This window comes from Acidovorax sp. Root70 (assembly GCF_001428225.1).
GTDB lineage: Bacteria > Pseudomonadota > Gammaproteobacteria > Burkholderiales > Burkholderiaceae_C > Acidovorax.
In genome coordinates, this window is sequence record NZ_LMHQ01000029.1 from 131,580 (window position 1) to 144,585 (window position 13,006).

The 13,006-nt window shown below is 66.3% G+C and carries 13 protein-coding genes; 1 reads left to right on the plus strand and 12 read right to left on the minus strand.

The genetic code is table 11. From position 1 onward, the window contains the following. Positions 1-39 precede the first annotated feature (39 nt). Positions 40-891, plus strand: a complete 852-nt coding sequence (asd, locus tag ASD94_RS17105) for an archaetidylserine decarboxylase (RefSeq protein WP_056645340.1) — start codon at positions 40-42, stop codon at positions 889-891. A gap of 30 nt (positions 892-921) precedes the next feature. Here asd and ASD94_RS17110 read toward each other — a convergent pair whose 3' ends face one another. The 12 genes from ASD94_RS17110 to hutH all read right to left on the minus strand — a co-directional run bounded on the left by ASD94_RS17110 (position 922) and on the right by hutH (position 12,857). Next, the gene (locus tag ASD94_RS17110; protein WP_056645342.1) at positions 922-1,131 is read right to left on the minus strand and encodes a hypothetical protein; all 210 of its coding nucleotides are present in this window, start codon (positions 1,129-1,131) and stop codon (positions 922-924) included. A gap of 121 nt (positions 1,132-1,252) precedes the next feature. Continuing rightward, on the minus strand, positions 1,253-2,068 hold the full coding sequence (gene hutG / locus ASD94_RS17115; protein WP_056645345.1) for an N-formylglutamate deformylase: 816 nt from the start codon (positions 2,066-2,068) through the stop codon (positions 1,253-1,255). A gap of 34 nt (positions 2,069-2,102) precedes the next feature. Beyond that, positions 2,103-3,488 carry a formimidoylglutamate deiminase gene (locus ASD94_RS17120; protein WP_056645347.1) on the minus strand — a complete coding sequence of 462 codons (1,386 nt, stop codon included), beginning with the start codon at positions 3,486-3,488 and terminating at the stop codon, positions 2,103-2,105. Next, on the minus strand, positions 3,485-4,771 hold the full coding sequence (hutI, locus tag ASD94_RS17125; protein WP_056645350.1) for an imidazolonepropionase: 1,287 nt from the start codon (positions 4,769-4,771) through the stop codon (positions 3,485-3,487). Before hutI ends, ASD94_RS17120 begins: the two co-directional genes overlap by 4 nt. Positions 4,772-4,843: 72 nt before the next feature. Next, positions 4,844-5,470: a HutD family protein gene (locus ASD94_RS17130; RefSeq protein WP_056645353.1), complete on the minus strand. Its 627-nt coding sequence runs from the start codon at positions 5,468-5,470 to the stop codon at positions 4,844-4,846. Continuing rightward, positions 5,470-6,363, minus strand: a complete 894-nt coding sequence (locus tag ASD94_RS17135; RefSeq protein ID WP_056645357.1) for a phytanoyl-CoA dioxygenase family protein — start codon at positions 6,361-6,363, stop codon at positions 5,470-5,472. Before ASD94_RS17135 ends, ASD94_RS17130 begins: the two co-directional genes overlap by 1 nt. 58 nt (positions 6,364-6,421) lie before the next feature. Continuing rightward, positions 6,422-7,216, minus strand: a complete 795-nt coding sequence (locus ASD94_RS17140; RefSeq protein WP_304440045.1) for an amino acid ABC transporter ATP-binding protein — start codon at positions 7,214-7,216, stop codon at positions 6,422-6,424. Further along, complete coding sequence (locus ASD94_RS17145; protein WP_056645362.1) at positions 7,213-7,881, minus strand: amino acid ABC transporter permease; 669 nt, start codon at positions 7,879-7,881, stop codon at positions 7,213-7,215. The genes ASD94_RS17140 and ASD94_RS17145 overlap by 4 nt, the downstream gene beginning before the upstream one ends. Positions 7,882-7,910: 29 nt before the next feature. Continuing rightward, positions 7,911-8,660 carry a transporter substrate-binding domain-containing protein gene (locus ASD94_RS17150; RefSeq protein ID WP_056063596.1) on the minus strand — a complete coding sequence of 250 codons (750 nt, stop codon included), beginning with the start codon at positions 8,658-8,660 and terminating at the stop codon, positions 7,911-7,913. Between the two features lie 32 nt (positions 8,661-8,692). Beyond that, the gene (locus ASD94_RS17155) at positions 8,693-9,439 is read right to left on the minus strand and encodes an IclR family transcriptional regulator (RefSeq protein WP_235510698.1); all 747 of its coding nucleotides are present in this window, start codon (positions 9,437-9,439) and stop codon (positions 8,693-8,695) included. A 106-nt stretch (positions 9,440-9,545) separates the two neighbouring features. Beyond that, positions 9,546-11,279: a urocanate hydratase gene (hutU, locus tag ASD94_RS17160; RefSeq protein WP_056645366.1), complete on the minus strand. Its 1,734-nt coding sequence runs from the start codon at positions 11,277-11,279 to the stop codon at positions 9,546-9,548. A gap of 39 nt (positions 11,280-11,318) precedes the next feature. Beyond that, positions 11,319-12,857, minus strand: a complete 1,539-nt coding sequence (gene hutH, locus ASD94_RS17165; RefSeq protein ID WP_056645369.1) for a histidine ammonia-lyase — start codon at positions 12,855-12,857, stop codon at positions 11,319-11,321. Positions 12,858-13,006: the final 149 nt, after the last annotated feature.

Here is a 13,006-nt window from a genome sequence, read left to right on the forward strand (position 1 = left end):
CGATAGAATCGTCCGCTTTCGTCTTTGAGGGGTTCGCCCGTGTCTGATCGCCTGGCAGTTCTGCCGCAATACCTCCTGCCCAAGCAGGCACTGACCACCCTGGCTGGCAAGTTCGCATCGGCCCGCCTCGGCGGCCTCACCACCTCGGTGATCCGCTGGTTCGTGGGCCGCTACAACGTCAACATGGCCGAGGCAGCCAACCCCGACATCGCCAGCTACACCAGCTTCAACGACTTCTTCACACGTGCGCTGAAAGACGGCGCGCGCCCGCTGGCCCAAGCCGACCTGATCTGCCCTGTGGACGGCGCCATCAGCCAGTTCGGCCCCATCGCCAAAGACCAGGTCTTCCAGGCCAAGGGACACACGTACTCCACCACAGCCCTGGTGGGTGGCGACGCCGTTGCCGCTGCCCGTTTTGACAACGGACATTTCGCCACGCTGTACCTGAGCCCGCGCGACTACCACCGCATCCACATGCCTTGCGGGGGCGAGCTCACGCGCATGGTCCATGTGCCCGGTGATCTGTTCTCGGTCAACCCCACCACGGCACGCGGTGTACCCGGCCTGTTTGCGCGCAACGAGCGCGTGGTGTGCTTTTTTGAATCGGCCCAGGGCCCCTTCGTGCTGGTGCTGGTAGGTGCCACCATTGTGGGCAGCATGGCCACCGTGTGGCATGGGCAGGTGAACCCGCCGCGCACGGGCACGCTGCGGCAGTGGGACTACGCACCCGGCCAGGTCCGCCTGCAAAAAGGCGAGGAGATGGGCCGCTTCTTGCTCGGCTCTACCGTCGTGATGTTGTTCCCGCAGGGGCCTTTGCAGTTCAACCCGCAATGGTCGCCCACACGGCCCATCCAGCTGGGTGAAGCCATGGCGCAGCGCGCTGGCGGTTAACGCTCATTCCATCGGCGGGGCTGCCCGCGTTCAAAGACGGTCTGGCGCGCGCGTGAGCTGAAAGGCGGTAGGCGCCAGATGCAGCGCGTCGGGGTGCACCGGGGACTCATGCCCCACCAGATACACCATGAGAGAGTTGCGGCGCACGACCACATGGCTCACGGTCTCGCGCTGGTGGTTCCATTGCACAAAGGCACCGGGCTTGAACAAGGGCATGTAGTAATAAGCGGTGGGGTCCATGGGGCGCGGCTCCTCCCGCTACAACGGGCTCATGCGTGAATGCTGGCCCAGACGGCGGTCCATGGCGGACCGACCGACCCATACTAGCACCGATAACCCCGAAGGGGGCGTGGCGCCCGATTCACACCGATTGCGCTGCCGCAAAGGCGAGCGCGGCCTGCAGCATGCGCTGAAGGTGCGGCTGCACACCAGCTGCCACATCGGGCAGGTAGTCAAAAGGCAAAGCCTCCTGCATGTAGCTGCACTGGGTCATCTCCAGTTGCACCGCGTGAATATTCTGCGCGGGCTGCCCATAGTGGCGCGTGATGTGCCCGCCCTTGAAGCGGCCATTGAGCGCGGCGGTGTAGCCCGGCGCCGACTGGGCAATCGCCAGCAGCTCCTGCGCCAGTGCGGGGTCGCAGCTTTCGCCGTTGGCCGTGCCCAGGTTCAGGTCGGGCAGCTTGCCTTCAAAAAAGCGCGGCAGCACTGAGCGGATCGAGTGAGCGTCCCACAGCACGGCCAAACCATGCTGGGCGCGGATGCGATCCAGCTCGGCACGCAGCTGCGCGTGGTACGGCGCCCAGATGGCATCGCGGCGCGCGGCGATCTCGGCGTCATCGGGCACGTCGCCCTTAGCGTAGATGGGCGTGTCGTCGAACGTATCGACCGGGCACAGGCCTGTGACGCTCTGCCCGGGGTACAGGCTCGCGCCATCCGGCGGGCGGTTCAGGTCGACCACATAACGCGAGTGCGTGGCCACGAGGATGGACGCGCCCAAGTCTTTGGCAAATGCATAGAGGCGCTCCATGTGCCAGTCGGTGTCGGGCACCTGGCGTGCCTCATCGGTAAAGCGCGCGGCCAGCGCGGGCGGCACGTAGGTGCCTGCATGAGGCATGGACACCAGCAGCGGCGCAGTGCCGGGATAAAACACAAAGGGGGGTGGAGAGGTATCGGTCATCACGAGCTCACGGGTATGAATTCAATCGGGTGCTTCAATCGGGTGCAATGGTGGCCGAGCGCGCGGCCACAAACGCCTGGGCCGCCGCATCATGCAGCGTGTGCCGGCCGCCCGTGATGCGCCGCTGGCCCGCTACCCACACGCTGTCGATGGCAGAAGTGCGGTGGCTGCCAAACACATGGGCCGACAACATGCTGTGCGCAGGCAGATCGCGCAGAGCCACATGCTGCGCATCCAGCGCCACCAGATCGGCCTGCTGGCCCACGGCCAGGCCGCCAATGGCGCGGCCTGCAGCCTGCGCCCCGCCGTGCACGGCCTGCAGGGTCATGGCAGCGGCCACCTCGGACTGGGCTGGGGTGGCCAGCACATTGCGCTGCCGCAGCGACAGGCGCTGGCCGTATTCCAGCATCAACAATTCCTCCGCTGCGTTCACGCAGGCATGGCTGTCCGAGCCCACGCCCCAGCGCCCGCCATGCTGCAGCCACAGCGGCATGTCGAAGATGCCGTCGCCCAGGTTGGCCTCGGTGGTGGGGCAGATGCCCGCCACGGCGCCCGTACGGGCTGCGTCCTGGTATTCCTGCGGCGTCATGTGGGTGGCATGCACCAGGCACCAGCGCTCGTCCACGGGTGCGTGCTCCAGCAGCCACTGCACGGGGCGCTGGCCGCTCCAGGCTAAGCAGTCGTCCACCTCCTGCGTCTGCTCGGCAATGTGGATGTGGATGGGCGCCTGGGGGTTGAGCGCCGTGAGGCCCCGCACGGCGGCGGTCAGGCTGTCGGGCGGTACCGCGCGCAGCGAGTGCGGTGCCAGGCCCAAACTCGCTCCTTGCGCCTGCGCCAAGGGCGCGAGGCGCTCCAACAACGAGAGCATGTTGTCCGTGCTGCGAATGAAGCGTGCCTGGTCCGCACGGGGTGGCTTGGCACCAAAACCGCTGGTCTGGTACAGCACGGGCAGCAGCGTGATGCCCATGCCCGCATTGCGCGCAGCGCGCAGCAGGGCCAGCGACAAGGTGGCATCGTCGGCATACGGTGCGCCCCCCTGGTCGTGGTGCACGTAGTGGAACTCGCACACGCTGGTGTAGCCCGCCTCCAGCATCTCCACGTACAGCCAGGTGGCGATGGCCTCCAGCGACGCGGGCGTGATGCGCGCGGCAAAGCGGTACATCAGGTTGCGCCAGCTCCAGAAGCTGTCCTGGCTCTCAGCGCGGTATTCGGTCAGGCCCGCAAACGCGCGCTGGAACGCGTGCGAGTGCAGGTTGGGCATGCCGGGCAGCAGCGGGCCAGGCGCCTGCGCGACCCCGGCAGGGACGGCACTGTTGGGGGTGACCTGGGTAATGCGCCCTGCCCCATCCCACGCGACCAGCACGTTGCGCGCCCAGCCGGTGGGCAGCAATGCATCGGTGGCGAACAACTGGTTCATCATGCCAAGACTCCGTGAATGTGACCTTGCCGCACGATGGTGCAAGCGGGCTTGTGGCCCAGCCAGTAGGCCAGCTCGGCCGCCTCACCCACCGGCCAGAGAACAAAATTGGCGGGCCGCTCGGAGGCAATGAGGCCGTGGGTATCTTGCAGGCCCAGCGCGCGCGCAGCGTGGGTGGTGATGCCCGCCAGCGCCTCGGGCACCGTCATGCGAAACAGCGTGCAGGCCATGTTGGCCATGAGCAGCAGGCTGAGCGCGGGTGAAGTGCCGGGATTGTGGTCGGTAGAGACGGCCATGGGCACGCCCGCCGCGCGCAGTTGCGCAATGGGTGGCAGGTGCGTGTCGCGCAGTGTGTAGTAGGCGCCGGGCAGCAGCACGGCCACGGTGCCTGCGGCCTTCATGGCGGCGATGCCGTCGGCCGACAGGTGCTCGATGTGGTCGCACGACAGCGCGCCGTAGCGCGCAGCCAGTGCCGAACCGCCCATGTCCGAGAGCTGCTCGGCATGCAGCTTGACGGGGATGCCGAGCTTGCGCGCGGCCTGGAAGACCTGCTCGGTCTCGGCCAGCGTGAAGGCGATGCGCTCGCAAAACACGTCCACCGCATCCACCAGCCCTTCGGCTGCCAGTGCGGGCAGCATCTCGTAGCGGACGAGGTCGATGTAGTCCTGGCTGCGGTCTGCATACTCGGGCGGCAGCGCATGCGCGCCGAGGAAGGTGGTGCGTACCGTGACGCCAAAGGCCTCGCCCAGGCGACGGGCCACGCGCAGCTGCTTGCGTTCATGCTCCAGCGCCAGGCCATAGCCAGACTTGATCTCGATGGCACACACACCTTCATCCAGCAGCGCCTGCAGGCGCGGCGCGGCCAGCGCGAACAATTCGTCCTCAGACGCCTCGCGCGTAGCGCGAACAGACGACACGATGCCCCCGCCCGCCTTCGCGACCTCTTCATACGTGGCGCCTGCGAGCCGCATCGCAAACTCGTTGGCGCGCTGCCCGCCGTACACCAGATGGGTGTGGCAATCGACCAGGCCGGGGGTGGTGATGGCACCCCTGCCATCAAAGCGGGGCAAGGCGGCAAAGGCCGCTGGCACCTGGGCCTGCGGGCCCACCCACTGCACGGCGCCGCCCTGCACCACCACACATGCCGGCGCGCCCTCGGGCACCGGCACATCCGCCACCCACAACGCGGCCACGGGCCGCAGGTTCAGCCACACGCCATCGGCGCTGGGCGCGCAAGACATCTTCGGGACCACGCCCTGCCTGTTGCCGTCTGCTGTTGTGTCCATGGGTTGATTTGCTATATTTTCTATAGCTGTCAGCGCATATTCCACTAGCGCATACAGCCTATTTGATTCGAATTATGGTGCGGAGACCGTGTGCAGGGCCACCCAGGCCAGCACCGGTGCATCGTCGGCAGACCCTGCGCCTTTGGTGGCGCGCGCAGGGGTGATCGACGGCGCCACTGCGGTGCCCTCGTTCACCCACCACACGCCCTGACCTGCCGTCAGCACCTGCGCGGGGTGCGTGTCGCCAGCCTCGCACCGCCAGGCGCCTTGCAACACCATGCACAGGCCGGCCGCAGCCCCTCCAGCGGGCGGCGGCACATCGTGCACCACCTCTAGCTTGCCGTTCCACGCACCCCGGCGCAGCATGAGGTTGAAGTCGGTGGAAACACCGCCCAGCATGCGACAGTCCACCGGCTCGTCGCCAGAGAAAGCAAACGGCTGCCAGCAGCGCTCCAGCGCGTGCTGCCAATGCCCTGCGGCGCCCTGCAGGTGCACGCCATCGCCCTCCAGCAGCATGATCTGCCGGTCCACGCCCGGAAAGGCCGAGAACGGCCCAGGGTGCGCAATGGTGGCCACGCTCACGCGCCACCCAAAACCGTCCATGCCCGCGCCGGGCGGCCAGCACGCCAGTTCTCGCGTGCTGCCGCCCCCGTTCTTCCATGGCACCGAAGGTGTGGCGGCCAGGTCCAGAAACTGCATCACGCCCGTTCCCCCTGTGGCACGTCGTTTCCGTCCACCAGCAGCGGGAACAGCGGGTGGTCCATCTCAGCCCCGGCAGGCAGCTCGTCGGCCAGGCCCGGAAACTCGGGCGAGGTCTTCCACGGCCGGGGCGCATGGCGCGTGTCGTCGCCCAGAAAGCGCACCGAGAACACACGGCGGCGGTTGCTGCCCTCCACCCCGCCGGCCGCATGCAGCGTGAGCATGTGAAAACACACCACGTCACCCGGCTCGATCTCCCAGCCCACGATGGGGAAGGCGTTGCGGTCGGCCTCGACGTTGGGCAAGTCCTGCAGGCTGCCCTCGGGGAACCACTTGGCCTGGTTGTCCATGAAGGTGCGCGGCATGAGCCACGGCCCCTTGTGCGAACCGGCCACAAACTCCAGCGTCGCAGCGCGGGACACCGGGTCCACCGGAATCCACATGCTGATGTTCTGCATGCCGTCGATGTTGTAGTACGGCTGGTCCTGGTGCCAGGGCGTGCGCTGGCGCGTGCCCGGCTCTTTGACCAGCACATGGTCGTGGTACAGCCGCACGGTGCGCGACTGCATCAGGCGCTGCGCAGCCAAGGCCAGCGGCGTGTCGCGCACAAAGCGGCCAAACTGCGGGATGTCCTGCCAGTTGCAGAAGTCCTCGAAGAAACGGCCCGGGTCATCCGGCCGGCTGGCCACCTTGGCGCGCGGGCTGGGCGCGTCCAGGTTGGCGTCGATGCCATCGCGCAGCAGCGCAACCTCTTCAGGCGTGAGCAGTTGCTTGATGCAGAGCGCACCATCCCGATCAAAGCGGGCAATGTGGTCTGCGGTCAGGCGCTCTTGCAAACGCTGTTGAAAGTGCTGTCGCTGGCGCCGGTCATTGCCGGGTGAGAACGGGGGCATGCGAGGCTGTCTCCTTGTAGGTTGTTGACCGTTGTCGTGCACCATGCCGCCCCCTGGCTCAGGCGCGGGTCAGCACCGCCTGCAGGAAAGAACGCGTGCGCTCCTGCGTAGGGTTGGTGAAGATGGTGGCGGGCTGGCCGGATTCGATGATGCCGCCGCCATCCATCACGACCACCACATCGCCCACCTCGCGCGCAAAGTCCATTTCGTGGGTCACGACCATCATGGTCATGCCTTCACTGGCCAGCAGTTTCATGACCTGCAGCACCTCGCCCACCAGCTCCGGGTCCAGCGCCGAGGTGGGCTCGTCGAACAGCATCACGCGCGGCTCCATGGCCAGCGCGCGGGCAATGGCCACCCGCTGCTTCTGCCCGCCCGACAGGCTGGCGGGCATGGCCGCGGCCTTGTGCGCCAGGCCCACCTTGGCCAGCAAGGCCTGCGCACGCTCCTCGGCGTCCTCGCGCGAGAGGCCGCGCAGCTTGCGCGGGCCCAGCGTGACGTTGTCGAGCACCGACAGGTGCGGAAACAGGTTGAACGACTGGAACACCATGCCCACCTCTTCGCGCAGGGCGTTGAGGTCATGGTCGGGCAGCATGCGGCCGTCCTGCACCAGCGTGCGGCCACAGATCTCGACCGTGCCGCCCTCTGGCTGCTCCAGCCCATTGCAGCAGCGCAAGAAGGTGCTCTTGCCTGAGCCACTGGGCCCGATGACCACCACCACCTGCGAAGGCAGCACATCAAAGTCGATGCCGTTCAGCACCACATGGCTGCCAAACGACTTGCGCAGCCCCCGGATGCGCACGATGGGCTCGGCGGACTGGCCTGCTCCGTTCATTGCAGATTCTTTTTTCATTGCACCATCCCTCCGGCACGCAGGCGCAACTCCATGCGACGCAGCACCAGCGTCGTGACACCCGTGAGGATGAAATACACCACCGCAATCGCGAGGTACACCTCCAGCGAGCGGTAAGACACGCTGATGATCTTCTGCCCCTCGTGCATCAGATCGTGGATGGTGAGCAGCGACACCAGCGCGGAGTTTTTGATCAGCGCGATGAACTCATTGCCCAGCGGCGGAATCATGCGCACCACTGCCTGCGGCAGCACCACGGTGCGCATGGCCAGACCTGAGGACATGCCGATGGAGCGCGCAGCCTCCATCTGCCCCTTGTCGATGGACTGGATGGCACCGCGCACCACCTCGGACACATAGGCACCCGAGTAAATGCCCAGGCCAATCACGCCGCACACAAACGCGGGCAGCAAGATGCCGAACTGCGGCAAGCCAAAGAACAGGATGAACAGCTGCACCAGCAACGGCGTGCCGCGGATCGCAGCCACGTAGGCGGTGCACAGGGCGTAGACCACGCGGCGCTTGGGGTTCAGGCGGCCAATGCCCACCAGCAGGCCCATGACGCAGCCCAGCAGCAGCGAGGCGGCCGTGATTTCCACGGTGACCAGCGCGCCCGCCAGCAACTGGGGCAATCCGGCCCAGACAGGAGAAAAATCGAGTTCCATGGCTCAGTTCGGCTACGGGAGGCTGTTGTTTACTTGGCAGCGCTGTTGCTGAACCACTTCTTGACGATGGCCGCGTACGTGCCATCGGCCTTGAGCTTGGTGATGGCGCCGTTCACGGCCTTCGTCAGCTCGGGCGTATCCTTGCGCAGGGCCATGCCGTACTCTTCAGTGGTGAGCTGCTCATCGAGCACGCGCAGGCCTGGGCGGGTGCGCACATACTGGAAGGCGGCGGGTTTGCCGGTCACAGCGGCATCGGCACGGCCGATGTCCACCAGGTTGAACATCTCCTGGTTCTTCTCGACCTCGACACGTTGCACCTTGGGGAATTTCTCGGTCAGGTACGCCACCGACTTGGTGCCCACCTGCACGCTGACTTTCTTCCCATCCAGGTCGGCCAGCTTGTTGATGGCCTTGTTGTCGGCCTTCACCATCACCACCAGGCCACCGGCGTAGTACGAATCGGTGAAGTCCACCACCTTCTTGCGCTCGTCCGTGATGTAGATGGCCGAGACGGCCATGTCAAAGCGCTTGGAGATCAGGCCGGGGATCAGGCCCTTGAAGTCGATGTCCACCCACTCGACCTGCTTGCCCATGGTCTTGGCAATCGCCTCCACCAGTTCGACGTCAAAACCCGTGCGCTTGCCGTTCTCGACAAACTCCATGGGCGGGAACGTGGCATCGGTGCCCACACGCAGCACGTTGTCCTGCGCCTGTGCACCCGTGGTGCAAAAGGCTGCGGCGGCCAGGCTGGCCAGAAGAAGATTGCGACGAAGGTTCATGGGGAAAGCTCCTTGGGGAGGGGTGAGGGAATTCAGGGAGGGGTGAGCTGGCGGGAGATGCGCGCTGCGGCGACGACGGTCATGCCGGTGAGCGCGGCCTCCTGCCCCTGGGCTCGCAAGATCGGGGCCATCAGGGTGATGGCTCCGGCGGCCTGCCGGGGAGAACCGAACACGGGCACGCTGACGCCCCAGACACCGGCATCCACTTCGCCGGAGCTGACGGCGTAACCCGCCTTGGCAATGCCTTCAAGCTCGGTCAGCGCCGCCTGGCGCTCAGCAGTGTCTGCGCCGTAGTGCAGGTCCAGAATGGCATTGCGCGTGGCCGGGGCCACATGGGCAAGCAGGCACTTGGCGGAGGCCCCCGCGCGCAGCGGCACGCTGCGCCCTTTTTCAAACGAGCAGCGCAGGGCCTGCGTGCTGTCCACCATGTCCAGGCACACCACGCTGTCGTTCACGGCCACCACCAGCCCCACGCTTTCGTGGGACTGCCGGGCCAGCGCCTGCATGTCTGGCCGTGCGTGGTGCACCAGGTGCGACGCCATGTCAAAGCCCAGAGCCAGCTGCAGGCTGAGTGGGCCGGGCGCGTAGTGCCCACTGCCCTCCAGCACAAAACCCCACAGCTTGAGCCGCGCGAGCTGCCGGTACAACGTGCTGCGCGCCAGACCCGTGGCCTCCATCAGCTCAGCCGCCGACATGGGCTGGCCGTGCTGCGCCAGTACCGCCAGCACGTGCAGAACACGGTCGGCGGCGGCAACGGAAGTCGGTCCACGGGTGGGCATGGACTCAGTATCAAAGGATTGCTGCGGCATTCAAACCCTGCATTCCCACGGAATGGGAATGCAGTTCCCTTTTTCACATCCCTGTCATTTCCTCACTTTCGACGGGTCACTTCACCATGGGCAGCTTCAGACCCTGTTTCTTGGCCGTTTCCACAGCCAGTTCGTAGCCCGCGTCGGCATGGCGCATCACGCCGCTGCCGCAGTCGTTGACCAGCACGCGCGCCAGGCGCTCGGCTGCGGCGTCGGTGCCGTCAGCCACGATGACCATGCCCGAGTGCTGCGAGTAGCCCATGCCCACGCCACCGCCGTGGTGCAGGCTGACCCAGGTGGCGCCGCCTGCGGTGTTAAGCAGCGCGTTGAGCAGCGGCCAGTCGCTCACGGCGTCGGTGCCGTCCTTCATGGCTTCGGTCTCGCGGTTGGGGCTGGCCACGCTGCCCGTGTCCAGGTGGTCGCGGCCGATCACGATGGGTGCCTTCAGCTCGCCGTTTTTCACCATCTCGTTGAAGGCCAGGCCCGCGATGTGGCGCTCACCCAGGCCCAGCCAGCAGATGCGTGCGGGCAGGCCCTGGAAGGCGATGCGTTCGCTCGCCATGTCGAGCCAGCGGTGCACGTGCTTGTTCTCGGGGAACAGCTCCTTGATCTTGGCGTCGGTCTTGCGGATGTCTTCTGGGTCGCCAGACAGCGCCACCCAGCGAAACGGGCCCTTGCCTTCGCAGAACAGCGGGCGGATGTAGGCAGGCACGAAGCCAGGGAAGTCGAACGCGTTCTTCACGCCTTCGTCAAACGCCACTTGGCGGATGTTGTTGCCGTAGTCCACGGTAGGGATGCCCATGGCCTGGAAGTCGAGCATGGCCTGAACGTGCACGGCGCAGGATTTGGCGGCGGCCTTCTTCAGCACTTCATGCTGACCCACGTCCTGCTGCGCGGCACGCCACTGCGCCACCGTCCAGCCAGCGGGCAGGTAGCCGTTGACCAGGTCGTGGGCCGATGTCTGGTCCGTCACCAGGTCGGGTTTCAAGCCGCCTGCCTTGGCACGTTTGACCAGTTCGGGCAACACCTCGGCCGCGTTGCCCAGCAGCGCGATGGAGATGGCCTCCTTGGCCGCCGTGTGTTGCTGGATGAGTTCGATGGCGTGATCAATGTCGCGCGCCTGCTTGTCCACGTAACGCGTGCGCAGACGAAAGTCGATGCTGCTTTGCTGGCATTCGATGTTGAGCGACACCGCGCCCGCAAACGTGGCCGCCAGCGGCTGCGCGCCGCCCATGCCGCCCAGGCCCGCCGTGAGAATCCACTTGCCCGCCAGCGAGCCGCCAAAGTGCTGGCGGCCTGCCTCGGCAAAGGTCTCGTAGGTGCCTTGCACGATGCCCTGGGTGCCGATGTAGATCCAGCTGCCGGCGGTCATCTGGCCGTACATGAACAGGCCCTTCTGGTCCAGTTCGCTGAAGTGCTCCCAGTTGGCCCACTTGGGCACCAGGTTGGAGTTGGCCAGCAGCACGCGGGGTGCATTGGCGTGGGTCTTGAACACACCCACGGGCTTGCCGGACTGGATGAGCAGCGACTCGTCGTCGTTCAGGTCCTTGAGCGACGCGAGGATCTGGTCAAAGCATTCCCAGTTGCGCGCGGCGCGGCCGATGCCGCCGTACACCACCAGGTCTTGCGGGCGCTCGGCCACCTCGGGGTCGAGGTTGTTCTGGATCATGCGGTAGGCGGCTTCGGTGAGCCAGCTCTTGCAGGTGAGCTGGCTGCCGCGTGGCGCACGGATCACGCGGCTGGCGTCGTGGCGGGGGGCGGTGCTGGCGGACGAAGTGGCGGCAGCGATGATGGCGTCGTTGGCGTTCATGGTGGGCTCCTGTGAATCAGTGGGTGTGCGTGGAAAAAATCAGGCGAAGCTGGGCAGGCATTGCGTGAGCGCTGCAGGCCATGTGGACTGCTGGGCCCAGGCGCGCATGGCTTCGATGTCGGGGGCGAGGTAGCGGTCCTGCTCCAGATAGGCCACGCGCTCGCGGATGGCGGCGAATTGCTCCTCCACCAAAGGTGAAGACTTCAGGCTTCGGTCGAACTCCATGCCCTGGGCGGCGGCCATGGCTTCAATGCCGACCATCACCGCTGCATTGCGCACCATGTCACCCAAGCGGCGCGCGCCATAGGTGGCCATGGAGACATGGTCTTCCTGGTTGGCCGAGGTGGGCAGGCTGGTCACGCTGCTGGGGTTGGCCAGGCATTGGTTCTCGGCGGCCAGCGCGGCGGCCGTCACCTGCGCGATCATGAAGCCGGAGTTCACGCCGCTGTCGCGGATTAGGAACGCGGGCAGACCGGAGAGGCCCGGGTCCAGCAGCAGCGACAGGCGGCGCTCCGAGATGGCACCGATCTCAGCCACCGCCAGCGCGATGATGTCGGCCACAAAGGCCACGGGCTCGGCATGGAAGTTGCCGCCGGAGATCACGTCGCCGTTGTCGAACACCAGGGGGTTGTCAGAGGCCGCGTTCGCCTCAATGGTCAACACGCGGGCGGCGTGGTGCAGGTTGTCCAGGCACGCGCCCATTACCTGCGGCACGCAGCGGATGGAATACGGGTCTTGCACACGGCCGCAGTTCGGGTGCGAGGGGTCGATGGCGCTGCCGTTGAGCAGCGCGCGCACGGCCGCTGCCACGGCAATCTGCCCCACCTGGCCGCGCGCTTCGTGGATACGCGCATCAAACGGCTTGACCGAGCCCTTGATGGCTTCGAGCGACAGGCAGCCTGCGACCAGCGCGGCAGCAAACACGCTCTCGGCGCCGAACAACCCGGCCAGCGCCAGCGCGGTGGACACCTGCGTGCCATTGAGCAGCGCCAGCCCTTCCTTGGGGCCCAGCACAAAGGGCTGCAGGCCGATAGAACGCATGGCCTCGGCACCCGGCACCACCTTGCCGTCCACCTTGGCCTGCCCTTCGCCGATCAGCACGCAGGCCATGTGCGCCAGCGGCGCCAGGTCGCCGGATGCACCTACCGAGCCCTTGGCCGGGATCACGGGCAGCACGTTGGCGTTGGCCAGCGCCAGCAAGGCATCCACCAGCTCGGGCCGCACGCCCGAGTGGCCGCGCGCCAGGCTCACGGCTTTGGTCGCCAGGATGAGGCGCACCACATCGTCGGACAGCGGGTCGCCCGTGCCCACGCTGTGCGACAGCACCAAGTTGCGCTGCAGCTCGGCCAGGCGGTCGTGCGCAATCTTGGTGCTGGCCAGCTTGCCAAAGCCAGTGTTGATGCCATAGACCACCTGGTCTTCATCGACGATGCGCTGCACCGTGGCCAGGGATTTCTGCAAGCCCGCGCGCGCCGAAGCATCCAGAACCAGTTGCACGGGGCCAGCGTGGATGCGGCGCAGCTCGGTCAGCGTGACGCGGCCGGGGTGCAGGGTGATGGGTGATGCGTTCTGTGTCATGGCGTTGATCCTGTATATACAAGTAGGTACAAGCAAAAAATAGCGAGCGTCAGTTTGTTCGTCAGATGCGGACTGTCAATCCCGCTGCGGTTGCAACTGCCAGTGCCTCCGCGAGAGACACCGAGCAAGAGCCGCCCGCAGCGAGGGTG

Bases quoted from the DNA above. Each gene is read 5' to 3' on its own strand.
- ASD94_RS17110 (WP_056645342.1), bottom strand. From the start codon at position 1,131: ATGGACCCCACCGCTTATTACTACATGCCCTTGTTCAAGCCCGGTGCC.
- hutG (WP_056645345.1), bottom strand. From the start codon at position 2,068: ATGACCGATACCTCTCCACCCCCCTTTGTGTTTTATCCCGGCACTGCG.
- ASD94_RS17120 (WP_056645347.1), bottom strand. From the start codon at position 3,488: ATGATGAACCAGTTGTTCGCCACCGATGCATTGCTGCCCACCGGCTGG.
- hutI (WP_056645350.1), bottom strand. From the start codon at position 4,771: ATGGACACAACAGCAGACGGCAACAGGCAGGGCGTGGTCCCGAAGATG.
- ASD94_RS17130 (WP_056645353.1), bottom strand. From the start codon at position 5,470: ATGCAGTTTCTGGACCTGGCCGCCACACCTTCGGTGCCATGGAAGAAC.
- ASD94_RS17135 (WP_056645357.1), bottom strand. From the start codon at position 6,363: ATGCCCCCGTTCTCACCCGGCAATGACCGGCGCCAGCGACAGCACTTT.
- ASD94_RS17140 (WP_304440045.1), bottom strand. From the start codon at position 7,216: ATGAAAAAAGAATCTGCAATGAACGGAGCAGGCCAGTCCGCCGAGCCC.
- ASD94_RS17145 (WP_056645362.1), bottom strand. From the start codon at position 7,881: ATGGAACTCGATTTTTCTCCTGTCTGGGCCGGATTGCCCCAGTTGCTG.
- ASD94_RS17150 (WP_056063596.1), bottom strand. From the start codon at position 8,660: ATGAACCTTCGTCGCAATCTTCTTCTGGCCAGCCTGGCCGCCGCAGCC.
- ASD94_RS17155 (WP_235510698.1), bottom strand. From the start codon at position 9,439: ATGCCCACCCGTGGACCGACTTCCGTTGCCGCCGCCGACCGTGTTCTG.
- hutU (WP_056645366.1), bottom strand. From the start codon at position 11,279: ATGAACGCCAACGACGCCATCATCGCTGCCGCCACTTCGTCCGCCAGC.
- hutH (WP_056645369.1), bottom strand. From the start codon at position 12,857: ATGACACAGAACGCATCACCCATCACCCTGCACCCCGGCCGCGTCACG.